Below are 25413 nucleotides of genomic sequence, written 5' to 3' on the forward strand. Positions count from 1 at the left end.
AGTATTATGAATGAAAAATGGAAAGTCCATAAAATTAAAACTGACTGTGAACCGTGGCTTTTTCTAGATGGTTGGGAAAAAGACATTATTGAAACGATTGAATTCGACCATAAAAAAGAAGCGCTTGAGTATTATACAAGGCTTATTCATGAACATCAAGCGAGTTATCGCCACGTTCATATGAAAAAGCTATCTCTTTTTACCTTTTGGAATGACTGTGAGAAAGAGTTTTGTGAAGCGTGTGATGATGATCTTCAAATTTTCCACGGCGTCTTGTTTATGAAAGGTGAAGACGTATATGATCTAAATGAAAACGAGGAAGGCTTTTCGTTTCTGCAAATGAAATAACCTTTTCTTCTACATCATTTTCCCATATAATTACACTAACAATAGTGGAAAAGGAGGGCGCTATGAACAATTCAAAACGAGTATGGTTTGACTTGCTTTTTTACATTGCAATCCCGTACCTTATCTGGAATCAGGGAAAAGATCTTATCGGTGATTATTACGCCATTTTATTATCGACAGCCCCTGCATTCTTCTATACCATCTATACGTTTATTAAAGAGCGTCAATTTAACGTAACGGGACTGTTTCTTGTTATTACCTTGCTTGCGCGAACAATTGTAGATTTATTGTCGGGTAATGCAGAAACCATGCTGGTTAATCAGGTTTATTTTATGATTGGACTAGCTATTTTTACGTTTATAACGATTTTAGTGAAGCGTCCAATTGGGCTATATTTCTTTGTTGATACGGCCTATTTAATGGGATATAAGCGTGAAGATTCAAAAAAGCTATTCTTTGAGCAAGATCTCTTTAAAATGATGAACTGGTTAACCGTTTTATTTGCGGGGCGCTATGTGTTTTTAGCCATTGTAAAATACGTTCTTATTCAAAAGTACGGTGTTGAAGGGTATGGCAACATGATTGTCTTTCGCCAAGCAGTGACGTGGGCGTTCTCAATTTTGATCGCCATCTATACGTACTTTATTTATAAAAAGATTCAAGAGAAAACAGGAATCGATAATCCGGTGAATCCAAATATGAATGAATAACAAAAGCGCTTCCTAACATGGGAGCGCTTTTGTTACAAATACGTGAACAGTACATCAAACGTTGACACCTGCTCGCGAAAAAATAGTAAAATAAGTTGTCATAGAACTTGGATAAAGGGTAGGTGTGCAATTTGAAACTGTTAGTATGTAAAAAACAGCCGTATATAGCATTAGAAATGATCATGGTATTTTTTACAGCCATTTTTTTGATTTTAGCTTTTTTTGATTATCGTCAAACATTCTTTTTATTTTTTACACTCGGAATCGTGTTTGCTATCCGAGGCTTTGAAATGCAAGAAGGAGAGAAGAAGTCTCAGGGAGCAAAGTGGCTCCTTGCGGGGGTTGCTCTTATTATGTTGAATATTGTGTTGTTTGTCGTATATGCCGTCAACCGCTAAGCCTTTCTTCGAGTAGAAGAGAGGTTTTTTTGAAAAAATGTTCAGGTAGTATTATAAAAATGTTCATTGTTTGGTAAGATAGAAAAATGAAAACGCTATACTGACGTAAAGGAGATGCTTATGGAAAGCGACAAGTTAACGAAAGCAATCGAAGCAGCAAAGATGTATTATCTGTTTGACTATAATCAAAATGAAATTGCTAAAAAGCTTGGAGTTTCAAGGCCAACTGTTTCACGCTTACTGCAACAAGCTAAATCTGAAGGCATTGTACAAATTAAAATTATCGATTCTACCATCGATGTGAAAGAGCTATCAGCTCAGCTAGAACAAACGTTTAAACTAAAAAAAGCAATTGTCGCATCTATACCTCATGAAGATCGAAACCTTGTAAAGGAAGGTTTAGGAGAAGCAGCAGCAGATTACCTTGATAAAATTGTAAAAGATGAAGATATTATTGGCGTAACGTGGGGAACAACGCTTTATCATGTAGGGATGAAGCTCAAAAATAAGCGTGTAAAAGATGTGAAAGTTGTACAGTTAAAAGGTGGAGTTAGCCATTCTGAAACCAATACGTATGCTTCTGAAATACTGCATCTGTTTGGAAATGCTTATAGCACCGTTCCTCTTTATTTACCGCTTCCGGCTATTGTTGATCATGTTGTAGTAAAGCAGGCAATGGAAGCTGATCGTCATATAAAAGGAATATTAGAGCTTGGCAAAAAAGCAAATATTGCGATCTTTACGACGGGTCCTATTAAAACAGATTCTTTGCTGTTTCAGCTAGGTTATTTCACAGAAGAGGATTTAAAACAGCTAGATCCGCACGCAGTCGGTGATATTTGTTCGCGATTTTTCGATGAAAATGGGTGTATTTGCAACCCGAGCTTAAATGAACGCACGCTTGGTTTAGATTTAGAAGAACTTAAGCAAAAGGAACATTCGATCCTCGTAGCGGGAGGGGCGCACAAGGTGGAAGGTATTTACGGTGCGATAAAAGGCGGGTATGTTAATACACTAGTCACAGACCCATTTACAGCTCAGCAGCTGCTTGAAAAAGTGACATCATAAAAAACATTGAACAAATGTCAAAATAAATATTTACATTTGTTCAATGTTGAGATATAGTGAAGATGTAAGTTGTTGAAAGCGTTATAATTTTGAAAAGAAAGCGCATGGGGAGGCCATATCAATGAGAGTTGTAGATCTAATTGAAAAAAAGCGAAATGGCTTAGAATTAACAAAAAGTGAAATTGACTTTATTATTACTGAATATACAAATGGTAACTTGCCTGACTATCAGATGTCCGCACTAGCAATGGCAATTTATTTCCAGGATATGACGCAGGAAGAGCGCGTTCATTTAACGACAGCGATGGTAAACTCAGGTGATCAAATTGACTTAAGTGAAATTGAAGGCATTAAAGTAGATAAGCACAGTACAGGTGGAGTAGGAGATACAACAACGTTAGTACTTGGACCACTTGTTGCAGCGGTAGGCGTACCGGTCGCTAAGATGTCAGGTCGCGGCCTTGGTCATACGGGTGGAACAATCGATAAGCTAGAAGCTGTCCCAGGATTCCACGTTGAAATTACGAACGACGAATTTATTCGTCTAGTAAACACAAACAAACTAGCGGTTATTGGACAAAGCGGTGACTTAACGCCAGCAGATAAAAGTTTATACGCACTACGTGACGTAACGGCAACAGTTGATTCAATTCCACTGATTGCAAGCTCAATTATGAGTAAGAAGATTGCAGCGGGTGCAGACGCAATTTGTTTAGATGTTAAAACTGGAAACGGTGCGTTTATGAAAGACTTAAAAGATGCAGAAGCATTAGCACAAGCAATGGTTGAAATCGGAAAAGGTGTTGGACGAAACACAAAAGCTATCATTTCTGATATGAGTCAACCGCTTGGATTTGCGGTTGGAAACGCGCTAGAAGTGAAAGAAGCAATCGATACGTTAAAAGGTGAAGGGCCGGAAGATTTAACAGAATTATGCTTGACGTTAGGTAGCCATATGGTTATGCTTGCAAAGAAAGCAAGCAGCCTTGAAGAGGCGCGTGCGCTATTAATAGAAGTGATCGATAACGGACAAGCACTTGCAACATTTAAAACATTCCTTGAAGCACAGGGTGGAGATGCATCCGTAGTAGATGATCCATCACAGCTTCCGGATGCTTCTTATAAAATTTCGGTTCCAGCAAAAGCAGATGGCTATGTATCAGAAATTGTTGCTGAGCAAATCGGCGTAGCAGCAATGAAACTTGGTGCAGGTCGCGCAACAAAAGAATCAGTGATTGATTTAGCTGTTGGTGTAGTACTGCACAAAAAAGTAGGAGATGCTGTTAAGAAGGGCGATACGCTTGTAACAATTCATAGTAACTCTGAAAACGTGGATGAAGTAATGAACGTTATTTACGATTCTTATACAATTGTATCTGAACAGGTAGATGCACCAACGCTCATCTACAAAGAAATTCATTAATTCTAGTGCGCCTAAAGGCCACGATGGTTCAACTAGGTATTCAGTGGAAGAGAAATAGAGCTTCTACAGGTTAAAATTTTACTTTATAAGAGGATTGAAAGGAAGAATTAAACATGAGCAACGAAATTACAAAAATGATTGACCACACTTTATTAAAAGCTAACGCAACAGAAGAGCAAATTACAGTACTTGCACAGGAAGCAAAAGAATATTCATTTGCATCTGTATGTGTGAATCCAACGTGGGTTAAAAAAGCTGCTGAGTTATTACGCGATGCACAAGAAGTAAAAGTATGTACGGTAATTGGTTTCCCACTAGGGGCAAGCACACCAGAAGTAAAAGCATTCGAAACAACAAATGCAATTGAAAACGGTGCAGACGAAGTTGATATGGTCATTAACATCGGTGCGTTAAAAGACAAAAATTACGATTTAGTAGAGCGTGATATTAAAGCAGTTGTTGACGCTGCAAAAGGTAAAGCATTAGTGAAAGTAATCATTGAAGCATGTCTATTAACAGACGAAGAAAAAGTAAAAGCTTGTGAACTATCTGTTAAAGCAGGTGCGGACTTTGTTAAAACATCTACTGGCTTCTCAACAGGTGGCGCAACGGTTGAAGATGTTGCGTTAATGAGAAAAACAGTTGGACCAGAATTTGGCGTAAAAGCATCTGGTGGCGTACGAGGATTAGAAGACGCTAAAGCGATGATTGAAGCAGGTGCTACGCGTATCGGTGCAAGCTCTGGTGTTTCAATTGCTAAAGGCGAAATTAGCAACAGCTCATACTAATTCGATTAGAATCTGAAGAGAATGTCTAGCGGGTTAGCTCATACACTGAGCTAACCTGCTTTAAACCATGAAAAAGGATGATGAATGAATGGAACCGAAAAAATTAATTGATGAAGCAATTGTTGCAAGTAAACAAGCATATGTTCAATATTCAAATTTTCATGTAGGTGCAGCTCTTTTAACAAAGGACGGAAAACTATATCACGGATGTAATATCGAGAACGCTTCCTATGGTTTAACAAACTGCGCAGAGCGCACGGCGATTTTTAAAGCTGTTTCAGAAGGTGAAAAAGAGTTTCAAGCAATCGCAGTTGTTGGGGATACAGAGGGACCAATTTCTCCATGTGGAGCTTGTCGTCAAGTTTTAGCTGAGTTCTTTTCACCAGGCACAGTCGTGATTTTAGCTAATTTAAAAGGCGATCACGTTGTGACAAACATTAATGAGTTGTTACCAGGGTTCTTTTCATCAAAAGATTTACACAAAACGTAAAGAATTGTTTTGAAAAAAACGCTCTCGGCAGCAGCTGTTTAAGGTCTATAAGGATAGGATTTAAATGGGAATTTATACAACTAGTGGGGAGTCTATTACATGCAATACTTAATTGGAATACTAGGGTTATTAATTGTGTTTGGTTTAGCATTTTTAGCAAGTAACAATAAAAAAGGCATTAAGTATAAGCCAATCCTTATTATGATTGTGCTTCAACTGCTGCTTTCAATGCTTCTATTAAACACAAAGTTTGGTTTTATCATCATTGATGCAATTGCAACAACGTTTAATAAATTATTGGAATATGCTGCTGAAGGAATTGAATTTGTATTTGGGGGCTTAGCGAACGACGGAACAGCTCCATTTTTCTTAACGGTTTTGCTTCCAATCGTATTTATCTCTGTATTAATTGGGATTCTACAGCACTTTAAGATTTTGCCTTTCATCATGAAGGGTATTGGTCTTCTTTTAAGCAAAATTAACGGAATGGGAAGACTTGAATCTTATAACGCAGTAGCTTCTGCGATTGTAGGTCAATCAGAAGTATTTATCACAGTAAAAAAACAGCTGGATAAACTACCTCCAAACCGTCTATATACATTATGTGCGTCTGCAATGTCAACGGTTTCAATGTCAATTGTTGGTGCGTACATGACAATGATTGAGCCAAAGTACGTAGTAACAGCAATCGTTATTAACTTATTTGGTGGTTTCATCATTGCGTCGATTATTAATCCGTATACAGTAACGACAGATGAAGATATTTTAGAAGTGCAAGATGAAGAAAAACAAACGTTCTTTGAAATGATTGGCGAATATATCATGGATGGATTTAAAGTAGCCATCATTGTAGGGGCAATGCTTATTGGATTCGTTGCGCTAATCGCAGCCATTAACAACGTATTTGAAATGATTCTTGGAATTTCGTTCCAAGAAATTCTTGGCTATGTATTTGCACCATTTGCCTTCATTATGGGTATTCCAGGTTCAGAAGTGGTAGCTGCTGGTGGAATTATGGCGACAAAGCTTGTAACGAATGAGTTTGTGGCGATGATGAGCTTAGCGGATATGTCTGGACAGTTTAGTGAGCGTACGCTAGGAATTGTTTCTGTATTCTTAGTGTCATTCGCAAACTTCTCTTCAATTGGTATTATTTCTGGAGCTGTTAAAGGCTTAAGTGAAAAACAAGGAAACACAGTGGCTCGCTTTGGTTTACGCTTATTGTACGGTGCAACGTTAGTAAGTGTGTTATCAGCGATTATTGTAAGCTTTATTTTATAAAACAAATGAAGAAGGAAAAGCATTTCTGCTGCGGGCAGGATTGCTTTTTTCTTTTGTGGGAAGATAAGAATCATACAGTACTTCGAGCACATATAAAGGAGGTAGTAAAGAGTCTAGTATTCTTTACGACAACATGGACAGCATTGGATTATTACTATCAGGAGCAGCGCTGTTTTTAAACGGACTGATGCTTTTAGGAAAAGCAAACGATAAAAACGTAGGGGTGTTTAACCTATTTGTCGGCGTCTTTCAAATGATTGCGCCGTTTTATTTAATTATTGTTTCAGATCAAACAAACTGGGTGCTTTACGAAAAAGCCGCTATTTTCTTATTTGGCTTAACGTATTTGTATGTTGGTGTAACCGTTATCAAAGGAATGGAAGGAACAGGCCTTGGCTATTATTCGCTTTGGGTATCGATTTTAGCTCTTGTTTATATGACCATCGCTTTTACAAGATATGGTGACGTTGTAAACGGCTTAACGTGGTTGCTGTGGGCATTTCTTTGGTTTCTATTTTACTTTATCAACACGCAGGAGCGGGATATTACAGAATATGTGGGAAAAGTCGCCGCTGTCCAGTCGTGGATTACGCTTACCATCCCGGCACTCTTTAACTTAACAGGCGTATGGGGAGCAGAAGGTCTTTACTACATGTGGATTGCTGTGCTGTCAGTTGCCATTTTATACTTTATCTACCTAGGTTATAAGTTATTCTTTAATGAGCGACGCGTGCTGATGAAATAAAAAAGAGACTGAGACATAAGTAATTTAGTCCTTACTATACTTGAACGATTGAGAGTTCATAGCTTTTAATCGTTCAGGTTTTTTGGTTGATTGTGAAAACACTGTTGGAAACAGGTTGGAATGGAGCGTAGGACACTCGACTCCTGCGGGAAAGAGAGGGAAAACGGAGATCCCGCAGCGCAATGGAACGAACGTGTTGAGACGAATCAAAGAGATGGGAACAGCGAGTGTTCGTCTTTTAGAAGCAATCATTTTGTTATGTCCCAAACTCTTTTTTATTTTCTGTAATTTTATTATGTAAACTAAAAACGCAAATATTATCATTGCGTTATTCGTTTATGCTAAAATAACAGTGGAAGAATTTTTTAGTAAAGGGGACAGATTATGTTAAATTTTGAACGCAATATTGAAAAGTACGCTGAGCTAGCGGTTAAGGTTGGCGTCAATATTCAACCAGGGCAAGTTTTACATATTTCTGCTGATGTTGCATCGGCATCATTCGTACGTGAAGTAGCTAAAAAAGCGTATGAAGCTGGCGCAAAGTCAGTTGACGTTGATTTTAAAGATGATTATCTTGTTCGCTTGAAGTATGAAAAAGCAGCGGATGAAGTATTTGAAGAATTCCCAGCTTGGCGAGTTCAAGAACGCGAAGCGCTTGTTGAAAATGGAGGAGCTGTTTTATCCGTTATCTCAAGCAGTCCGGATCTATTAAAAGGCGTAGACGGAAAGCGTATCGCAACGTTCCAACGTGTAAGCGGTCAAGCGATGAAAAAGTTTAGAGAAGCCATTCAATCTGATAAAATTAGCTGGTCAATCGTAGCCGTACCATCAAAAGAGTGGGCGGCAAAGGTATTCCCTGACGCACCGGAAGATAAGCAAGAAGAAAAGCTATGGGAAGCGATTTTCAAAGCGGTACGTGTGGACCAAGAAGATCCGGTAGCTGCTTGGACAAAACATAACGACAATCTACATGAAAAAGTGGATATCCTAAATGAAAAGCACTTTGCAAAACTACACTATAAAGCACCAGGTACAGACTTAACAATTGAACTACCTGAAAAGCATATTTGGGTAGGCGCTGGAAGCGTGAACGAAAAAGGGCATGACTTCATGGCGAACATGCCAACAGAAGAAGTGTTCACCGTTCCGAAAAAAGACGGTGTGAACGGCCAGGTGACAAGCACAAAGCCATTAAGCTATGCAGGTAACCTGATCGAAAACTTTACGCTTACGTTTGAAAACGGAAAAATTACAGGCGTTAAAGCAGAGCACGGAGAAGAAACGTTAAAGCAGCTAATTGATACAGATGAAGGAGCAAAATATTTAGGTGAAGTGGCGCTAGTACCGCATAACTCACCCATTTCCCAGTCTGATATCATTTTCTACAACACGCTGTTTGACGAAAACGCATCAAATCACTTAGCGATTGGCAGCGCGTATTCTTTCTGCTTAGAAGGCGGAAAAACAATGTCAAAAGGCGAGCTAGCTGAAAACGGAGCAAACGACAGCATCACCCACGTTGACTTCATGATTGGCTCAGCTGAAATGGACATCGACGGCATCAAAGCTGACGGCACAAGCGAGCCTGTGTTTAGAAAAGGGAACTGGGCGTTTTAATCAAAGCAAAACCACACCGGTTATAGGTGTGGTTTTGTTTTGGTAAACTAAATAGGTTAAAGCTTTTCTAGCCAATCCTTCAGCCATTGAACTGGTATTTTAATCAAGTCTAAGTTAAGAGTTTGTAACTCAGATAGCGTGAACGTATTTGAAAGAAACAACTCCCACTGAGCGTCTATATCTATTGCTTTATCATTCAACAAAAGGTTTTGATTATCACCTTCATCGGTTTCATGTATGTAGAGAGAGCACCAATCCACCAACGTTTTGTGAGAGAGTTCTTGATTTACAGCAAGCGTAATAAGAATATGTAAATTTTGAGATGAAAACTCATGACGATTCATATTATAAAACGCTCGCTGCCTCATTAATTCTCATTACGGGATCTTGATCATGAAATCCAATACAAACGTTCACTTTAGGAAAAGCATTCACCTCATTGTAAGCTCTCATGTATTCTAAAACTGTCCGTACAATGAGATAAAGTGTTGAGCCTATGGCTTCGTTTGTATCGTCGAAGCCATGAGATTCATATAAATTGCCAAACGTTGCTAGACTGGGTCCATTTATTTCATCAACCCATTCACATGCCCACTCATCATCGTCCTCTTCAAGTGGCTGATAATCTTCACAGATAAAAAGCGTACTATCCCAATCATTATCTAAGTCGTACTCAAAGTAAATGGCTTTGGCACCTTCAGAATATGCAACTGTTAAACCTTGAGCCAAGAGATCTTGTAATACCTCTTGGTAGTCTTTTAATGAAACGAGCTGAATAGCTTTTGCTATATCAGTTCCGCAAAGTTTTGTGCAAATATCAAAATAGCGCTGTTCAATTTCTTGTATAGGAGAAGTTTGTATATCTTTTTGTAGCAGGTCTAAATAATCATAAATATCCATTTGCACCGCTCCGTTCAGTGTAGGGTATACTTATTTTACCATACTTAAACAAATGAATAAGCACAAAAAAAGCAGTACTCAATCCGTACTGCTTTCTTTGTCTTCTTTTTTATTTCCTTTAAACATATGATAATACGTAAATGCTAAGCACCCTGCTCCGGCGAAGGAACAGAAGTACTTTAGGAATTGAATTGGATCGATGATGAAAACCTCCTTAGATTGGGTATGTATATGATATAGCTTGTGCAATAAAAGGAGGTTTATGATACCGATAAGAAAAAATTACCAGATTATAGTTCGTAAGGCTCGCGGAACGCAAGGTGATTTTGTAAATCTTCAATACCTAACGCTTTGTTAAGCGTCTTTTTCATTATATCATATTGATAGATATGGTGAAACTGATTCTTTTTTGGCGTGCTGCAAACAATTGACGCTTCCGCTCCATTTTTATTTGTGAAATGGATTGTCAGTTCTCCAAAATAACGCTGGACAGGTGCACCTTTAACGCCTTTTTCATTTTTGACGTGCTTGATAAATTCAGCACGCTGAATGCGGTGGAGAGGAATCATGGCTACTTGGTTAATTAATAAATGCTCTTCATACATTTCAATTTTTGAAATGGCAACCTGATCAATTCCTTCTGCTGATTTTACTTGCCCAGTAACTGAAACGATAGGCTTATGAACAGTTTGGTCATCCGAGCGTGGATTGGTTTTTAGAAACCAAAGTCTTGCCATTAATGCAAGAACAGCTGCTGCTAAAAAGCTGATGATTAGTAAGTTCATTTCGTTCCCTCCCTTTTCACTTCAAAAAGCATATTACGTGACGTCAAGTAACAATATGATTACAATTTATGTATAGGTTCGACAAGAAAACAAGACAATCCTTCTTTATCCAATAATTTTAGCCACATACGTTAAATAACTATAAAACCCTGCATTATCAACGATAAAATAAAGAAATGGTGCATTTTAAGCAAGAATTTTATGGTAATGTATGGTTAAGTGTTTACATAGGTACTTTCTCATATTTTGATTATGTTACAAATTTTACACATATTTTTGAGTCGTTATCGTGTATAATCACTTTTGTGCAACATGATCACGATATACATAAAGGTGTAAGGAGGCACACATTTTGTCTTTAGGAGTAAAGAAAATTATATTACTTATTTTACTTGTGGTTTGTTTAGGCCTACTTGTCGTGCAGTTTACGAATCGAGGAACAACGCCAACTGCCAAGCAAGCTGAAGAAACGTTAGATAAATTACCAGCGCAAGAAACTGTTAACGAAAAGGTGAAAGGCGATAAAGAAGAGCGTAAATACCGAGTTTACTATATTACAATTGATAAAGTAGAAGATGGACGCTACTATGGAACGACAAAAGAAGGAACTGGTATTTCATTTTTGGAGGCAAAGGTAAACGAACCGCTGCCAAAAGGGCTTGAAAAAGGTGATATCGTCAAAGCGTATTTTGATCTGGAGTTCAGTACAAACGGTATTGTGAAAGTTGAAGAGGTTGATGAAATTCCAGAAGAATAGGGTTTAATAAAAATAAGCTGAATGGCAAACAAGTCGTTTCATTGAAGAGACATAGGGAATAGGCTATTAAGTAAAAGAGGCTGGGACATAAGTAATTCAGCCAATGATAAACCTGAACGATTGAGAGTTTCTCACTTTTAACCGTTCAGGTTTTTTGGTTGATTGTGAAAACAATGTTGGAAACAGGGTGGAATGGAGCGTAGGACACTCGACTCCTGCGGGAAAGAGAGGGAAAACGGAGATCCCGCAGCGCAGCGAGGAAGCTCAGGTTCCTCCCCGCGGAAAGCGAGTGGCCGTAGCGCAATGGAACGAACGTGTTGAGACAAACTAAAGAGATGGGAACAGCTATTGTTCGTCTCTTAGAAGCAATCATTTTGTTATGTCCCAAACTCTTTTCTTTTATCTTATATAAAAACGATTAGTCATGATTAAAATGAAAAGATAGCTATTGATACTTAACCATTCTTGAATAGGAGGGTCAGTCTAAATAAGTTAGAAGGTCTTATATCTCATTAAACATTGCTTGTTTCTTGACTACTAATATGTGGTACTATATAGTGGTAGTTAGCATTACTTATTAGTGGTTTATAAAACATCTTTTATGTAAGAGTTTAATCAAAATAATGTAAAGTACCAATGGAGGGTGAACATTTGGAAAATATTACAGAAATGCTAAAAGGGGTGCTTGAAGGCTGCGTCCTTGAAATTATCAGCCGAGGCGAAACGTACGGATATGAAATTACGCAGCAATTGCGTCAGCTTGGCTTCATTGATGTAGTTGAAGGAACAGTGTATACGATTACTATGAGGCTTGAGAAAAATAAGCTTGTAGACATCGAGAAAAAACCATCCACTATGGGACCACCTCGAAAGTTTTATACACTTAACGCAGCGGGACAAGAGCATCTTGAAGCATTTTGGACGAAATGGGATTTTGTATCAAGCAGAATAAATGAGTTAAAAGTGAAAAGTATAAAGGGAGGTAAATAACATGAATTTCTTTGAGAAAATCATTGGAAGTTTGGATGAAAAAAGAGAATGGCGAGCGATGGAATCTCGTGCAAAAGCACTTCCAACTGAGTATCGAAACGCTTATAAAGCCATTCAAAAATATATGTGGGCAGCTGGTGGTGGTCCAACCGATTGGGAAGGAAACAAACGTATCTTTGGCGGAATTATCGACCTTTTTGAAGAAGGAGCAGCAGAAGGGAAAAAAGTGACGGATCTCACAGGCCAGGACGTAGCTGCTTTTTGCGATGACCTTGTGCAGGATGAGCAAACATGGAAGGATAAATACCGAAAAAGATTGAACGATACCATCGGTCGTGGTGAATAAATATCGTTAAAGTAAAGACGCTTTCGTAAAATAAAGGAATACAAAAACGCTAGGGAAGCACATCCCATCCCAAGCGTTTTTTATTTGTGAATTTCTAGAGTTAATCGGTTAGTTGAGAAGTCTTCTTAAGCTTCTGAACAAGTGAACTCCAACATTCGGGGTTCTTTTTTGAATGAAAATAAACATTATTCACCATATCTATTGTAGTAAAAAAGATAGTTACCTTGACATATTTGATATATGGTAAAATATACAATATAGGTAAGAGATAGAGATTGAAGAGTGAGGAGAGAGAAAATAAAAGTGGGAGTTCTAATTATTGTAGCAGCAGTTATTATTGCTGTAATTATTATTGTGAAATCAACAAGGAGCCAAAAACCAAAGCGATCATTTCTTTATGACCGAGAAGTGCCAAATCACCTCGGTATTCGATATGGGGAAAAAGGAGCTGCACTCGAAGAGAGTTTCGAAAGCTCTTTATCTACTTCATATATTGAACAGGTGAAGGAAAGAGTGGCGAAAGAGCACGAGATGAAGCCTCATGAAATGGAGTGGGCGACCTTTGAGCTTAAGCGCTACTTTGTAATGAACGCTATTATTAAGAATGTACCCATGTTTAGCTCCAAAGTAGATGATGTGTGGCATGAAATGATTATGTTTACGATGGACTATGAGCGATTTACAAAAGAATTTTATAGCCGGTTCTTACACCATCAGCCCAATACGAACAGTGAAGCAAGCTCTGAGCCAGGGAAGCGTGCGTTCTTTGACTGGTTGTACACGCATTTGTTTGATGTAAAAGATAATAGTCGCCTTTTATGGGGGAGGTTTTTCCAATATCCTATTCCGCGTTCTATACTGAAAGATTTTCATCAACTATCCGAAGAAAAGCTAATTGATAAATATTTTACGCCTTCCGACGAATGGGATGAACTTAAGACAGCGCTTATTCGTCAAATGAAAGGTGAAATTAAGCAAGCTGAACATCTAAAGCAAAATGCTAAAAAAGAGCCGTTCTCTAAAAAGTCAAAGAAAGTAACAGAAGCTACGCTATTTCAAGCCTTTATTTTTTATTCCTTATATGCAGCTGAAGACTTTGGCTATTATATGGATATGTTGATGAAGCGGCCGGAAGCATCAGATAGTGGAACATACTCCAGCGGCTATGCTTGTTCCACACCCATGGATGATTACGACCATAAGCACGGACACGGTGGTCATGACAACAATGATTCGTTTTTTGATGGTGGGGGAGATAGCGGAGGGTCAAGTTGTTCGAGTTCAAGCTGTGGCAGCGGATGCGGTAGTTCGTAACGAATTTTTTGAAAAATAACAATATACGTATTGACAGTTTGTTTGTTGTTCGTTAAAATTACATTTTGTGTATGAAATATCTACATTTTTCGACAATACACTCGTCTCATTCGAGAGGCGAGTTTTATTGTGTAAAAGGAGCATATAACGAAATGAAACAATTAACTGTTAAAGACAATATCGTAATTGGTTTCATGCTGTTTGCGCTGTTTTTTGGAGCTGGAAATCTGATTTTCCCTCCTTTTTTAGGGCAGGAAGCAGGAGAAGCATTTTGGCCAGCGATGATTGGCTTTGTTTTAACAGGAGTAGGACTTCCAATACTAGGTGTGATTGCAATTTCCACAGTGGATAATGGAGTTCAAGCACTAAGCGGTAGGGTACACCCGATATTTGGACTTATTTTTACAACCGTATTATATTTGATGATTGGACCATTTATGGGAATTCCACGCGGTGCGAACGTAGCTTATGAGATGGGACTAGCACCATTTTTAGGAGAGAACGTAGGTGGTGTATCTCTAGCGCTTTTTTCAATTGCCTTTTTTGCACTTGTATACTGGCTTAGCTTAAACCCAGCGAAAATCGTAGATCGAATTGGCAGTTTGCTAACGCCATTTTTATTACTGACAATTGCTTTAATTGGTTTTACAGGATTATTCAATCTTGAACCGTCCTTCGGTAACGTAACGGAAAAGTATGAAAGTGCCCCATTTTTTACAGGCTTTATGGAAGGGTATTTAACGATGGATACCATTGCTTCATTAGCGTTTGGAATTGTGGTGATTTCGGCAATTAAAGCCAAAGGTATTACGGCGAGAAAAGCCATTATAAATACGACGATGAAAACAGGTATCATTGCAGGTATTGCCTTATGTAGCGTGTACATACTCATTGGTGTATTAGGAGCGAGAATGGGAAGTGTGTCCACGTTCCAAAACGGAGGAGAGCTTTTAACAGCAGCAGCAGAGCAATTTTACGGAGCTGCGGGTGTTATTTTATTAGGAGCTACTGTAGGGGTTGCTTGCTTTACAACGTGCGTTGGGCTAATTACAGCTTGCGCTCAGTATTTTACAAGTATTCTTCCAAATGTTTCTTATCAGAAAATTGTTACAGTACTAACGATTGGGAGTTTACTGCTAACAAATGTGGGACTTAACCAGATCATTTCTCTATCTGTTCCGATACTGACTATGATTTATCCGCTAACGATCATGCTTGTTGTGCTTTCGTTTTTTCACTCTTATTTTCAAGGGTCAAACGTTATCTATATTAGTACGCTTTTATTGACAGGAATCGTTAGCGTATACGACGGACTTGTACCAGTAGGATTGCCGTCCATATTTGCTTGGTTACCTTTATACACTCAAGGGTTAGGGTGGATTGTACCAGCAGTGATTGGCATTGTGATTGGTTTATTATTTATCCCAAAAACAAAAAATTCTTCTCGTTTAACTTAATTGTCAGAATATTTTGTTCAAATTAAGCTGAAGACATATAAAAAGAGCGAAGGAGAGAATACTACCCCAACGTTCTTTTTATTATTTCAGCCATTCTTTATTTTCTCGTTTGAGTTTGATCGCTAAATCAGCAATAATATTTTCTAAAAGCGAATAACTAAAGTCGAAAAACGAAAATGACAAGAAAATGACAATTAAAAACGAATTCGAAATTCAAATGACATCGAGCCAAAAGTTTGGTATGATTAGAACGGTTTTGAAAAAGAGAGGTTGATAAGATGAACATTTTATGGGATTTTGATGGTACCATTTTCGATACATATCCAACAATAGTAAAAGCATTCAAAAAGCTTGTAAAAGACGATTCCGTTACGGAAGCTGAAATCTTGAAACAAATGAAGATTTCATCGGAAGTTGCGATTAAGCACTTTAATGTGGAAAAATCAGTGTTTGATGAAAATTTCCATGTGCTTGAGCATCAGCTAAGTCCTGAAGACAAGCCGGCATTTCCCCATGTAGAAGACGTACTAAAGTGGGCTGATAAAAACGTGATTGTAACGCATAAATCACGCGAGTCTACTCTTGCTATTTTAGCGTACTTTGGGATGGAGGACTATTTTACAGAAATCATTACAAAAGACGATGGATACAAGCGTAAGCCGGATACAGGAGCTTATGCGTATCTTCACGATAAATATCATCTTGATTTAGTTATTGGTGACCGTGAGTTAGATTTAAAGCCTGCGCGTGAGCTTGGTATTAAAACGTGTGCTTTTCAAAACGATGCGCTTGAAGCAGATTATCATTTAACGTCATACGATCAATTTTTTAACAAAGTTATAGACAAAAACTCGTGATAAGCGATTCGCGAGTTTTTTGTTTTTTATGCATAAATGGAAGCAAAAGTAAGAGGTGGAATGAATTGAATAGGTTACAAAAGACGCTTGGTTTTCTCCTGATTTTAATACTCGCAGTTCTAAGCGGGTGTGGAACAGAAACAAGTGAATCAAGCGAAAAGAAAGCAACGCAGCCGACAGAAGAAGAAACAAATGTAAGTCAGTCCGGAGATGAAAACGAGGTGGAGTCTTCACTGAAGCGTGAAGACGTTATTGGAGTAGCAGCAAAGGTTACGAGAGTAGTGGATGGAGACACAGTCAAAGTAGAACTTTTAAATGGAAAGGAAGAAACGGTACGTCTTATTCTCGTAGACACCCCTGAAACAAAGCATCCGCAGCTAAAGGTTCAACCGTTTGGACCAGAAGCATCTGACTATACAACAGAGCACTTAACAAACCAAGAAGTCACGCTTGAGTTTGATGCAGAAGAGCGCGATCGCTATGGCCGTTTGCTTGCGTACATATGGGTAGACAGCAAGTTGTTTAATGAAGAGCTTGTGGCAAAAGGTTTGGCACGCGTAGCGGTCTTTCCTCCCAATACGAAATATGTGGACGAATTTCGTAAAACGCAGGATCAAGCTCGAAAAAACAAGCTGGGTATCTGGAGCATTGAAAACTATGTAGAAGAAAAAGGCTATAACTCTGAAGTAGCCAGAAGTATAAAAGAAAAAGAAGAAGATGAATCAGCGGAGCTAAACGAGCGCTGTGAAAATAAAATTAAAGGCAACAAAAACTCGAAAATTTATCACGTCCCAACCGGTGCGCATTACGACCAGAAGATGAACAACGTGCAGTGGTTTTGTACGGAAGAAGAAGCAGAGGAAGCTGGATATCGTCAGTCGAAGAATTGATGATTCTAACATTAGATTGTTTTTAGGCTGTTGAGATGAAATTGCTCAGCAGCCTATTTTATGTTCTTTGGAAAATACCAAGACAAAATCCTCCTTTCACCCTCATTTTTCATCGTCTCCGCTAAATAAACGTTGTATGTTATTTCAGCCCACATAGCAGTAGTTGCCCATAGAGTTTTAGTAATCAGGTTCTTCAATTCAAAAGAAGGTCCGACGAAGTGGGCGATTGAAGACGAAGGCTTCGGTGGCGAACAAAGTATCTCATTAAAACGTACATCGACAGGACAAGCAGTGGTTAATATTCAACAAGATTAGTTGTGACACTATGCGGACACGCAGTAGAGTATTGATTTGTAACTTTTCTACATGTGAAACAAGTTCACTGGGGTTTTGATGACTCGTCAAAAGCAGAAGGAACAGATGAAGAAAAATGTCATTCATAATTCTATGCTTTTATGTAACGCTCCATAGACGGATTAACGAAATAAATATCTTTCCTTTTAGTAATATCAAAAAGACGAGTCCTTGTTTTAATCCATTCCTTCTTTAATAAAGGCCTGGCAGCCTGATGGGTAAGTATTGTTAGACTAATCAATATAGTCAAGCTTATAATAAGAAAAGTATAATTTGTAAAGCGATTACAATAATCATTAGAAATAAATAATTGATTCCAAATTAATTTTCAAGTATTGTAAAAAAAACTTAAAGTAAGGGATTCATCATATAGAATCCATATTATATTTTTTTAACTAACTAGGGGCGAAACAAATGAAGGATTCCAAATATATTTCACAACCAGGCTTTGCTGATACTGGGATGATTTTTAAGTTTGTACAAAAAAGCAACGAATTTATTCATACTTTTGTCGAGGGAGAATTACTGTATAGATTGGGAATTAATCGAGAGGATATGGTAGGAAAGACGCTTCATGATTTTTATTGGGATGATATTGAGACTGCCAATTTACTAGATGGTTATTACAAAAAAGCATGGGAAGGACATTACATTGAATATGAAGGTAAATTTAGAGGTATCTATTATGTAACTTATTTAAGACCTTTATTTCATAAGGATAAAGTAGCTGAAGTAGTCGGAACTTGCGTGGACATTACTAACAAAAAGATTATGGAAGAGGACATTCTTCAAAAAGAACAAGAACGAAAATTAATGAATTCCTATGCATTCCAGCGTAGTTTGATTGACCGGTTAGATAGTGGAATTGCACTAACAGATTGCAATAAAAAAATAAGGCTCTTAAATAGGAAATTTTACGAGCTTTTCCAGTTGAAGGGGGAAATTGATTGCTATATTGGGATGCATGCTTCGGATTTACATTACCTTTTTGATAAAGAAATCAAGAAAATTAAGCTCGAAAATACAGAAAAACAAACGAGAACTACGAAAGAAATTAAAATAGATACAGGTATGACACTACGCTACAATTGTTTTCCTTTAAATGAGGAAAATGATTTTGTAGGCTACTTGTGGGAGTTTGAGGATATCACAGAACAAAAAAAAATGGAAAGAGCCATTATTCACGCAAAAGAAGAAGCTGAAAAAGTGAATATGGCTAAATCAAGTTTTTTGTCTAAGATGAGTCATGAACTGCGTACGCCGCTGAATGGAATTCTAGGTTTTGCTCAGTTATTGGAGATGGATGAATCTTTAAATGAACAACAGCGTGATTTTGTACAAGAGATTTTAAATGGAGGAAGCCATTTATTAAGTTTAATTAATGATATTTTAGACGTGTCAAGAATAGAAACAGGAAATTTAAAAATTTCTGTAGAGGAAGTTCATCTTCTAACTGTCATCAAGGAATGTATCAATATTGTACAACCACTGGCTAAGAAGAAGAATATCAGTATTTATAGCCAATTGGATCAATGGGAAGATATGGTCGTTCTTGCTGATCCTATACGTCTTAAACAAATCTTGCTGAACCTACTTGATAATGCTATTAAATACAATCAAGAAAATGGAAAAGTCATCGTTTTCTGTCGTTTACAAGAGAATAAGCAGTACATTCATATCGTAGATACAGGTGTGGGTTTTTCTGTAGAGGAATATACTAAAGTGTTTGTTCCATTTTATCGAATTGAAAGTACAAAAGAAGAAGGTACAGGCATTGGGTTATCTTTAGTTAAACAGCTGGTGAATCTAATGGGAGGGGAGATTAATGTAACAAGCACTAAAGGAACAGGAAGTGAGTTTTGCTTTAGCCTTCCTCTTCCCAATGATTTAAAGACTGTCATACAATGGGGTGAACAAACTGAGTTTCCTCCCACAAATAATAGGAAGGAAGATAACTATCGTTTGCTATATATTGAAGATAACGAATCCAACTTGCACTTAGTAAGTAATATCATTAAATCGCAGCCTTCCTATACGCTCTTATCAGCTCGTACGGGAAAAGAAGGAATAGAAATTGTAGCAAACGAAAAAATAGATTTGGTTCTTCTAGATATTAACCTCCCAGATATTAACGGATATGAAGTATTTGAAATTTTAAAAGCAGGCAAAGAAACCAAAGATATTGCTGTCATCGCTGTAAGTGCAAATGCAATGCCAAAGGATATTCAATATACGTTGGATAAAGGATTTGATAACTATTTAACAAAGCCCATTCATGTACAAGAGTTTTTGACAATCCTAAGTGAAACGCTAAACAATACAATTAATCAAAATATTCCAGATCATAAGATTTTAAGTACAGGACCACATGGCGAGGAAGCCGTCTCAGCAAAAACACTTCGGTTATCTTTGGAAGAGCTAAAAAAAATTAAGAAAAAGAAATATAAGGCTGCTATTGCTATGCATTATACTGGAAGTGATTGGTCAAGGTCTCAATTGGAAGGAATGCAAACGACTTTTGAGAAAATGGGCATCGAGATAGTAGCTATGACAAATGCAGAATTTAAATGGAAAAAGCAAGTAGCTGACATTGAAAGCATTTTAGACAAAAAACCGGATATCCTGGTGAGCATTCCAGTTGATCCAGAATTGACTGCAAACGTATATCAAAAAGCGGCCCAAGCTGGTGTGAAGCTGGTGTTTATGGACAATATACCGAATGGTTTGCAGCATGGGAAAGATTATGTAAGTATTGTTTCTGCTGACAATTATGGAAATGGCATTGAATCGGCCAATATCATGGCTGAGAAGTTAGATAGAAAAGGTAAGGTCGGGATTATCTATCATGAGGCTGATTTTTTTGCAACCAAACAAAGAACGGAAGCATTTGAAAAAACTATAAAGGAAAAGTACCCTAACATTCAAATTGTCGATCGCAGGGGAATTACTGATTCGAATGATGGAGAAAAAGTGGCATCTGCTATGATTGCTGAACATCAGGATTTAAATGGTATTTTTATTGTATGGGATGTACCGGCTGAAGGAGCTTTGAGGGCAACTCGTACTGCAAAAAAAAGCAATTTAGTCATTACGACAATAGATTTGGGTATGAATGTCGCCTTGGAAATTGCACAGGATGGACCTATTAAAGGACTAGGTGCCCAGCTACCATACCAGCAAGGAGTCGCCGAAGCGATTCTAGCAGGGTATGCCCTGCTTGGAAAACAAGCGCCATCTTATGTAGCCGTTCCGTCTCTAAAAGTAATGAAAGAAAATGTAATTGATGCTTGGCAGCTCGTTTATCATGAAGATGCTCCAGATATTATTCAAAGTGTTGCGAAATCAAGAAACGCTAGGGAAAAGGGGGAACAACAAGATGAAAGTATTGATCGCAGACGATGATGTTACCTCAAGAAAATTGTTAAGGTACTTTATTGAGAGTTTATCCAAATATAAAATTGTCGGAGAGGCCGCCAACGGTGAAGAATTGATACACTATGTTACGAAAGAAAAACCGGATCTTGCTTTAGTAGATATCGGAATGCCCTTATTGAATGGGATGGAAGCGGTTAAAGCATGTAAAGAACTTCTCCCGGCTTTACAAGTTATTTTTATTACTGGCCATGATGATTATGCACTTGAGGCATTTAACGTAAAGGCAGTGGACTATATTTTAAAGCCAATTGATAGAAATCGTTTATATAGTGCTTTAGAGAGAGCCTCCCAAGCGTCTATTTCACTAGTTGATAAAGAACATTCATTTAAAAAGGATCTAATGATTAAACAGCAGAAAAATATAATTTTTATTCCATTAGAAGAAATTATCTTTATTGAAAGACTTGATCGGAAATCTGTCATTCATACTAAAAATGGTAAATTCGAGACAAATGAAGCTTTAACTAGCTTGGAAGGTGCCGTTGATTCTAGGTTTATGATATCTCATAGATCTTATATTATAAATGTGGAACTTTTAACAAGAATCGAAGCAACGGGTCAAATGTATAAAGCCTATTTTAAAGATTATAAGGAAACTGCAAGGATTTCCAAGCATAAAGTAGACAATCTGCAAAGGTACAAATTATTATAAAACATGGAGCTCAGCAATAAGTGCTGAGTTTTTTTAATTTGTTGTTTTTTTGTTTATATGGATAAAAACGACGCTTAAAAGGAAATTTAAAGAGTTTGAATCTCAGAAAATGTTGTCTGAATCCAATTAGACAATATTTTTGTATGCGATTACAATTCTGTTATAGAAAAGAACAAGAAAAGAGAGTCGTAAAATGGTGCGAATAATAGATGTAGCAAAAAAAGCAAATGTTTCAACTGCTACAGTGTCAAGAGTACTAAGTAAACCTAACACTGTAACGGAAGAAACGACTGAGAAAGTATTACAAGTAATTAAAGAATTAAACTATCAGCCAAATGCATTAGCTCGCCAGTTAAGAACATTAGAAACCAAAACCATTCTAGTCATTGTACCTGATATAACAAATCCTTTTTTTTCTAAAGTATTAAGAGGAATTGAGTCTGTAGCCGTCATAAACGGATACCAAGTTCTGCTTGGGGATACGGGCAATGATTTGGAAAGAGAAAATGGGTATTTAAACATACTTCTTCAAAAAAAAGCTGATGGAATGGTTTTACTAACGGCGAGAATGAAATCGAAGAACATTGAGGAAATGGCTCTCAAATATCCTGTAGTTTTGGCATGTGAATATATAGAAGGTTCAGCCATCCCCACCGTTTCTATTAATAATATCAGTGGGGCTCAAAAAGCAACAGAATATTTGGTTAAGTTGGGACATAAAAGGATAGGATTTATATCAGGTCCTCTAGATGGAGTGATAGGACAGGATCGATTAAAAGGATTTTATCAGACAATGGCACGATACAACCTGACAGTTGAGTCCATTCTAGTGCAGGAGGGTAATTTTTCTTATGAAAGTGGTTTCAATATAATGAATCAATTTTTGGGTCTTAATCATCCTCCAACAGCCGTGTTTGCAGCAAATGATGAGATGGCATTTGGAGCTATAAATGCTATTTCTTCAAAAGGATTAAGTGTTCCACATGATATTTCCGTAGTAGGATTTGATGATATAAAATTTTCATCTATTTTCAAACCGGCTCTTACAACCATCTCACAGCCAGCTTTTGAGATGGGCACGATGGCAATGAAATTACTTATAAAGTTGATGAATAAGGAAGAAATTGAAAGACATCAATACCTAATGGAAAATCAGCTTATCATACGTGATTCATGCTCAACACATATTTCATAAGGGAATAATAGTTCTTTTGAAAATGTATCTGATGATTTAAATCTTCTTGTTTTTTAAAAAATTAAGATGTAATCGATTACAAATGGATTTTTAGTTTAGATTTCTGATAGGTATAATCGAGTACAAGTACAGATAGTAAAAACACCTTCTTCTTATAATAAATTAAAAAATACAATCTTTGTCTAGAATACTTTGTAATCGATTACATTTATTTTGGTCCAATTATTTCTTATCTAAATTAATTTAGGGAGGTGATGAAATTCCAGTATTAATACACCATATACGCATAAGGAATTTTTAAAGATAGGGGAGAAACCATGAAACTAGGATATCAGACAAATACGTGGGGTGGGGTAGTAGGGCACCCTGCCGGAGTCACTTCGATAAAAGACCTTTATTACCTTGCAAATGGATCAACAGAAGAAGCTTTAAAAGATATTGCAGAAGTTGGATATAAAGGATTTGAAATATTTGACGGAAATCTAATGGAATTTAAAGATAGAAAAGAAGAGTTTAGAGCATTGCTGAACCGTTACTCTTTAGACTTTATTGGAGTTTACACTGGAGGGAATTTTATTTTCCCGGATATTTTGGAAGAGGAATTATTAAAAATTGAAGAGGTTGCAGCTCTTGCTTCTGAACTAGGAGCGCAGCATCTAGTAATTGGCGGAGGAGCTATCCGTACGAATGGTATTTTAGAAAGCGATTACGCTGATTTAGGCGATGCTCTTAATCGAGTAGTAGTAATTGCAGAGAAATATAATCTTATTCCAAGCTATCACCCGCATTTAGGAACAAACGTAGAGGCCCCAGACCAGCTGGACAAGTTAATGGCACTAACAACGATTAATTTATGTCCGGATACAGCGCATATCGAAGCAGGTGGAGGGAATCCGGTAGAAGTAATTAAAAAATATGCAAATCGCATTAAATATATTCATTTCAAAGATTATTATAATGGAGAATTTCTTCCTTTAGGAGAAGGACATCAAAAGTTTGACCAGATGATCCAAGTGCTGAATGAGATTGGGTATGATGAATGGCTTACAGTAGAATTAGATAGCTATAATGATCCGAAAAAAGGAGCAGAAATCAGTTTTAATTTCTTATTAAGTTTTGAAACGGCAAATAAGTCTTAAAATCAAGAAGAAAGTAGCAGAGATAATATATTAGGAACTTGAAGTCTAATTTACCATAACGATATAGCAGATGTTATTTAAAAGATAGTAGATTCGAATAAATAGACTACTTTCATAGGAGGAGAATAAAAATGAAAAAGTTAAACGTAGGTATGATTGGCGGAGGATTTATGGGGAAGGCGCATGCACTTGCTTATGCAGGTATGCCAATGTTTTTTTGGCCAGCACCAGCAATTCCTCAACGACACACAGTCGTTGATGTGACCGAAGAGTTAGCAAAAGATGCAGCAGAACGTTTAGGATTTGAAAACTATTCATCTGATTGGAGAAAGGTAGTAGAAGACCCTGAAATTGATATTATTGATATTGTAACACCAAATGACTCTCATGCAGAGATTGCCATTGCAGCTGCCAAAGCAGGTAAACATATCATTTCAGAAAAACCGTTAGCACGAACTGCAGCAGAAGCAAAAACAATGCTTGACGCAGTAAAAGAAGCAGGTGTTAAACATATGGTCGCATTTAACTATCGCAGAACACCAGCCGTTGCTCTAGCAAAAAAATATATTGAGGAAGGAAGAATCGGAAAGATTTTAAACTTCCGAGGCACATACCTTCAAGACTGGTCTGCGGATCCTAACTCGCCTTTATCATGGCGCTTCCAAAAAGAACGAGCTGGTTCAGGTGCATTAGGTGATATCGGAACACATGTGATTGACTATGCAAGATATCTTGTGGGTGACATTTCAGAGGTAATGGCTATTGCAAAGACATGGATTGGTGAAAGACCGATTCAAAGTGGCGGTGTAGATAAACTTGGAACTGTAAAAGCAGAAGCTGATGTACCAAAAGGTAAAGTTGATGTAGACGATGAGTTTTCAACTTTAATTAAATTTGATAACGGCGCAGTTGGAAGTATTGAAGCGACTCGTAATGCCTGGGGTCGCAACAACTTCTTAACATTTGAAATTCACGGAGAGAAAGGTTCATTATACTTTAACTATGAACGCCGTGATGAGCTTCAAGTATGTTTCTCCGATGATCCAAGTGACAGCCGCGGATTCAGAACGGTTTATACAGGACCTGCACATCCATATGGAGAAGGTCTATGGCCAATCCCAGCATTAGGGATTGGCTACGGGGAAACAAAAATTATTGAAACATATGATTTCCTCAAATCAATCGTTGAAGATACAAGCGTATCACCAGATTTTGAAGACGGTTATCAAATCGCCGTTATTTCAGATGCTATCCTTGAATCAGCTGAAAAAGGTATATGGATTGATCTTACAGAAAATTTAGTGAAAGCTTAAATATTAGTTTAGTAGAGGCTAGTCCTAGTAGACTAGCCTTTATTAGAAATAGAGTTGTTGATTTGTGATTCGGATCAATAGAGACAAGTCAACAAACGGCTATAAAGGTTTTAATTCTCTTTTTAGCTACTACGGAAGTAACAGAAATCATGGAAAATACA

At 37.4% G+C, this 25413-nt stretch carries 27 protein-coding genes and 1 pseudogene; 25 read left to right on the top strand and 3 right to left on the bottom strand.

Features of this window, described 5'->3' with window-relative positions; genetic code table 11:
- Positions 1–6: 6 nt before the first annotated feature.
- From AC1UFB_RS17310 to AC1UFB_RS17360, 11 genes are all read left to right on the top strand, one after another.
- Positions 7–348, top strand: a complete 342-nt coding sequence (locus AC1UFB_RS17310) for a DUF1033 family protein (protein WP_482589553.1) — start codon at positions 7–9, stop codon at positions 346–348.
- 62 nt (positions 349–410) lie between these two features.
- On the top strand, positions 411–1058 hold the full coding sequence (locus tag AC1UFB_RS17315; RefSeq protein WP_025910279.1) for a VC0807 family protein: 648 nt from the start codon (positions 411–413) through the stop codon (positions 1056–1058).
- Positions 1059–1189: 131 nt separating this feature from the next.
- Positions 1190–1456, top strand: a complete 267-nt coding sequence (locus AC1UFB_RS17320; RefSeq protein ID WP_482589555.1) for a hypothetical protein — start codon at positions 1190–1192, stop codon at positions 1454–1456.
- A 120-nt stretch (positions 1457–1576) separates the two neighbouring features.
- Positions 1577–2524 (top strand): sugar-binding transcriptional regulator, encoded by a 948-nt coding sequence (locus tag AC1UFB_RS17325; protein WP_062687116.1) that lies wholly within the window; start codon positions 1577–1579, stop codon positions 2522–2524.
- 121 nt (positions 2525–2645) lie between these two features.
- The gene (locus AC1UFB_RS17330) at positions 2646–3947 is read left to right on the top strand and encodes a pyrimidine-nucleoside phosphorylase (RefSeq protein ID WP_076512365.1); all 1302 of its coding nucleotides are present in this window, start codon (positions 2646–2648) and stop codon (positions 3945–3947) included.
- A 113-nt stretch (positions 3948–4060) separates the two neighbouring features.
- Complete coding sequence (deoC, locus tag AC1UFB_RS17335; RefSeq protein WP_100347922.1) at positions 4061–4735, top strand: deoxyribose-phosphate aldolase; 675 nt, start codon at positions 4061–4063, stop codon at positions 4733–4735.
- 88 nt (positions 4736–4823) lie between these two features.
- A complete protein-coding gene (locus AC1UFB_RS17340) occupies positions 4824–5225 on the top strand; it encodes a cytidine deaminase (protein WP_025910285.1) in 402 nt (133 codons plus the stop codon).
- Between the two features lie 99 nt (positions 5226–5324).
- Positions 5325–6506: a NupC/NupG family nucleoside CNT transporter gene (locus AC1UFB_RS17345; protein ID WP_025910286.1), complete on the top strand. Its 1182-nt coding sequence runs from the start codon at positions 5325–5327 to the stop codon at positions 6504–6506.
- A 133-nt stretch (positions 6507–6639) separates the two neighbouring features.
- Entirely contained in the window at positions 6640–7251 is a 612-nt protein-coding gene (locus AC1UFB_RS17350) for an AmiS/UreI family transporter (protein WP_100347921.1), read from the top strand.
- A 115-nt stretch (positions 7252–7366) separates the two neighbouring features.
- A complete protein-coding gene (locus tag AC1UFB_RS17355; RefSeq protein ID WP_482589559.1) occupies positions 7367–7552 on the top strand; it encodes a hypothetical protein in 186 nt (61 codons plus the stop codon).
- 83 nt (positions 7553–7635) lie between these two features.
- Positions 7636–8868 carry an aminopeptidase gene (locus AC1UFB_RS17360; RefSeq protein WP_061786357.1) on the top strand — a complete coding sequence of 411 codons (1233 nt, stop codon included), beginning with the start codon at positions 7636–7638 and terminating at the stop codon, positions 8866–8868.
- Between the two features lie 56 nt (positions 8869–8924).
- Here AC1UFB_RS17360 and AC1UFB_RS17365 read toward each other — a convergent pair whose 3' ends face one another.
- The 3 genes from AC1UFB_RS17365 to AC1UFB_RS17375 all read right to left on the bottom strand — a co-directional run bounded on the left by AC1UFB_RS17365 (position 8925) and on the right by AC1UFB_RS17375 (position 10553).
- Positions 8925–9212, bottom strand: a complete 288-nt coding sequence (locus tag AC1UFB_RS17365; protein ID WP_061786358.1) for a hypothetical protein — start codon at positions 9210–9212, stop codon at positions 8925–8927.
- 1 nt (position 9213) lies between these two features.
- Positions 9214–9768, bottom strand: coding sequence for a hypothetical protein (locus tag AC1UFB_RS17370; RefSeq protein WP_100347919.1), 555 nt, complete (start codon positions 9766–9768; stop codon positions 9214–9216).
- 290 nt (positions 9769–10058) lie between these two features.
- Positions 10059–10553: a hypothetical protein gene (locus tag AC1UFB_RS17375; RefSeq protein WP_482589562.1), complete on the bottom strand. Its 495-nt coding sequence runs from the start codon at positions 10551–10553 to the stop codon at positions 10059–10061.
- A gap of 352 nt (positions 10554–10905) precedes the next feature.
- Here AC1UFB_RS17375 and AC1UFB_RS17380 point away from each other — a divergent pair, with 352 nt between their 5' ends.
- The 14 genes and pseudogenes from AC1UFB_RS17380 (at position 10906) to AC1UFB_RS17445 (ending at position 25252) form a co-directional block, all read left to right on the top strand.
- Positions 10906–11310, top strand: a complete 405-nt coding sequence (locus tag AC1UFB_RS17380) for a hypothetical protein (RefSeq protein WP_025907931.1) — start codon at positions 10906–10908, stop codon at positions 11308–11310.
- Between the two features lie 187 nt (positions 11311–11497).
- Positions 11498–11641 (top strand): hypothetical protein, encoded by a 144-nt coding sequence (locus AC1UFB_RS17385; RefSeq protein ID WP_156413441.1) that lies wholly within the window; start codon positions 11498–11500, stop codon positions 11639–11641.
- A 320-nt stretch (positions 11642–11961) separates the two neighbouring features.
- Entirely contained in the window at positions 11962–12300 is a 339-nt protein-coding gene (locus AC1UFB_RS17390; RefSeq protein WP_328100847.1) for a PadR family transcriptional regulator, read from the top strand.
- Position 12301: 1 nt separating this feature from the next.
- A complete protein-coding gene (locus tag AC1UFB_RS17395; RefSeq protein ID WP_328100845.1) occupies positions 12302–12646 on the top strand; it encodes a DUF1048 domain-containing protein in 345 nt (114 codons plus the stop codon).
- A gap of 303 nt (positions 12647–12949) precedes the next feature.
- Positions 12950–13960 (top strand): glycine-rich domain-containing protein, encoded by a 1011-nt coding sequence (locus tag AC1UFB_RS17400; RefSeq protein ID WP_326046424.1) that lies wholly within the window; start codon positions 12950–12952, stop codon positions 13958–13960.
- Between the two features lie 152 nt (positions 13961–14112).
- A complete protein-coding gene (gene brnQ / locus AC1UFB_RS17405) occupies positions 14113–15417 on the top strand; it encodes a branched-chain amino acid transport system II carrier protein (RefSeq protein ID WP_061786362.1) in 1305 nt (434 codons plus the stop codon).
- A gap of 278 nt (positions 15418–15695) precedes the next feature.
- Positions 15696–16274 (top strand): HAD-IA family hydrolase, encoded by a 579-nt coding sequence (locus AC1UFB_RS17410; protein ID WP_025907926.1) that lies wholly within the window; start codon positions 15696–15698, stop codon positions 16272–16274.
- Between the two features lie 65 nt (positions 16275–16339).
- A complete protein-coding gene (locus tag AC1UFB_RS17415) occupies positions 16340–17164 on the top strand; it encodes a thermonuclease family protein (protein WP_318757777.1) in 825 nt (274 codons plus the stop codon).
- A gap of 311 nt (positions 17165–17475) precedes the next feature.
- Positions 17476–17595, top strand: a pseudogene (locus AC1UFB_RS17420) (arsenate reductase); the annotation flags it as partial.
- 337 nt (positions 17596–17932) lie between these two features.
- Positions 17933–20920: a substrate-binding domain-containing protein gene (locus AC1UFB_RS17425; RefSeq protein ID WP_253347377.1), complete on the top strand. Its 2988-nt coding sequence runs from the start codon at positions 17933–17935 to the stop codon at positions 20918–20920.
- Entirely contained in the window at positions 20895–21605 is a 711-nt protein-coding gene (locus AC1UFB_RS17430) for a LytR/AlgR family response regulator transcription factor (RefSeq protein WP_025907923.1), read from the top strand. The genes AC1UFB_RS17425 and AC1UFB_RS17430 overlap by 26 nt, the downstream gene beginning before the upstream one ends.
- 193 nt (positions 21606–21798) lie before the next feature.
- Positions 21799–22800, top strand: coding sequence for a LacI family DNA-binding transcriptional regulator (locus tag AC1UFB_RS17435; protein WP_025907922.1), 1002 nt, complete (start codon positions 21799–21801; stop codon positions 22798–22800).
- A 317-nt stretch (positions 22801–23117) separates the two neighbouring features.
- Complete coding sequence (locus AC1UFB_RS17440) at positions 23118–23939, top strand: sugar phosphate isomerase/epimerase family protein (protein ID WP_328100843.1); 822 nt, start codon at positions 23118–23120, stop codon at positions 23937–23939.
- Between the two features lie 131 nt (positions 23940–24070).
- A complete protein-coding gene (locus AC1UFB_RS17445; protein WP_328100842.1) occupies positions 24071–25252 on the top strand; it encodes a levoglucosan dehydrogenase in 1182 nt (393 codons plus the stop codon).
- Positions 25253–25413 lie beyond the last annotated feature (161 nt).

The sequence above is a fragment of the Priestia sp. KCTC 13724 genome, assembly GCF_056820425.1.

Excerpts from the sequence above, each read along its gene's own strand:
- AC1UFB_RS17410 (WP_025907926.1), top strand. The coding sequence starts at position 15,696 with ATGAACATTTTATGGGATTTTGATGGTACCATTTTCGATACATATCCA.
- AC1UFB_RS17435 (WP_025907922.1), top strand. The coding sequence starts at position 21,799 with ATGGTGCGAATAATAGATGTAGCAAAAAAAGCAAATGTTTCAACTGCT.
- AC1UFB_RS17370 (WP_100347919.1), bottom strand. The coding sequence starts at position 9,768 with ATGGATATTTATGATTATTTAGACCTGCTACAAAAAGATATACAAACT.
- AC1UFB_RS17365 (WP_061786358.1), bottom strand. The coding sequence starts at position 9,212 with ATGAATCGTCATGAGTTTTCATCTCAAAATTTACATATTCTTATTACG.
- AC1UFB_RS17445 (WP_328100842.1), top strand. The coding sequence starts at position 24,071 with ATGAAAAAGTTAAACGTAGGTATGATTGGCGGAGGATTTATGGGGAAG.
- AC1UFB_RS17315 (WP_025910279.1), top strand. The coding sequence starts at position 411 with ATGAACAATTCAAAACGAGTATGGTTTGACTTGCTTTTTTACATTGCA.
- AC1UFB_RS17340 (WP_025910285.1), top strand. The coding sequence starts at position 4,824 with ATGGAACCGAAAAAATTAATTGATGAAGCAATTGTTGCAAGTAAACAA.
- AC1UFB_RS17310 (WP_482589553.1), top strand. The coding sequence starts at position 7 with ATGAATGAAAAATGGAAAGTCCATAAAATTAAAACTGACTGTGAACCG.
- AC1UFB_RS17375 (WP_482589562.1), bottom strand. The coding sequence starts at position 10,553 with ATGAACTTACTAATCATCAGCTTTTTAGCAGCAGCTGTTCTTGCATTA.
- AC1UFB_RS17395 (WP_328100845.1), top strand. The coding sequence starts at position 12,302 with ATGAATTTCTTTGAGAAAATCATTGGAAGTTTGGATGAAAAAAGAGAA.
- AC1UFB_RS17330 (WP_076512365.1), top strand. The coding sequence starts at position 2,646 with ATGAGAGTTGTAGATCTAATTGAAAAAAAGCGAAATGGCTTAGAATTA.
- AC1UFB_RS17430 (WP_025907923.1), top strand. The coding sequence starts at position 20,895 with ATGAAAGTATTGATCGCAGACGATGATGTTACCTCAAGAAAATTGTTA.
- AC1UFB_RS17345 (WP_025910286.1), top strand. The coding sequence starts at position 5,325 with ATGCAATACTTAATTGGAATACTAGGGTTATTAATTGTGTTTGGTTTA.
- brnQ (WP_061786362.1), top strand. The coding sequence starts at position 14,113 with ATGAAACAATTAACTGTTAAAGACAATATCGTAATTGGTTTCATGCTG.
- AC1UFB_RS17350 (WP_100347921.1), top strand. The coding sequence starts at position 6,640 with ATGGACAGCATTGGATTATTACTATCAGGAGCAGCGCTGTTTTTAAAC.
- AC1UFB_RS17425 (WP_253347377.1), top strand. The coding sequence starts at position 17,933 with ATGAAGGATTCCAAATATATTTCACAACCAGGCTTTGCTGATACTGGG.
- AC1UFB_RS17325 (WP_062687116.1), top strand. The coding sequence starts at position 1,577 with ATGGAAAGCGACAAGTTAACGAAAGCAATCGAAGCAGCAAAGATGTAT.
- deoC (WP_100347922.1), top strand. The coding sequence starts at position 4,061 with ATGAGCAACGAAATTACAAAAATGATTGACCACACTTTATTAAAAGCT.
- AC1UFB_RS17440 (WP_328100843.1), top strand. The coding sequence starts at position 23,118 with ATGAAACTAGGATATCAGACAAATACGTGGGGTGGGGTAGTAGGGCAC.
- AC1UFB_RS17360 (WP_061786357.1), top strand. The coding sequence starts at position 7,636 with ATGTTAAATTTTGAACGCAATATTGAAAAGTACGCTGAGCTAGCGGTT.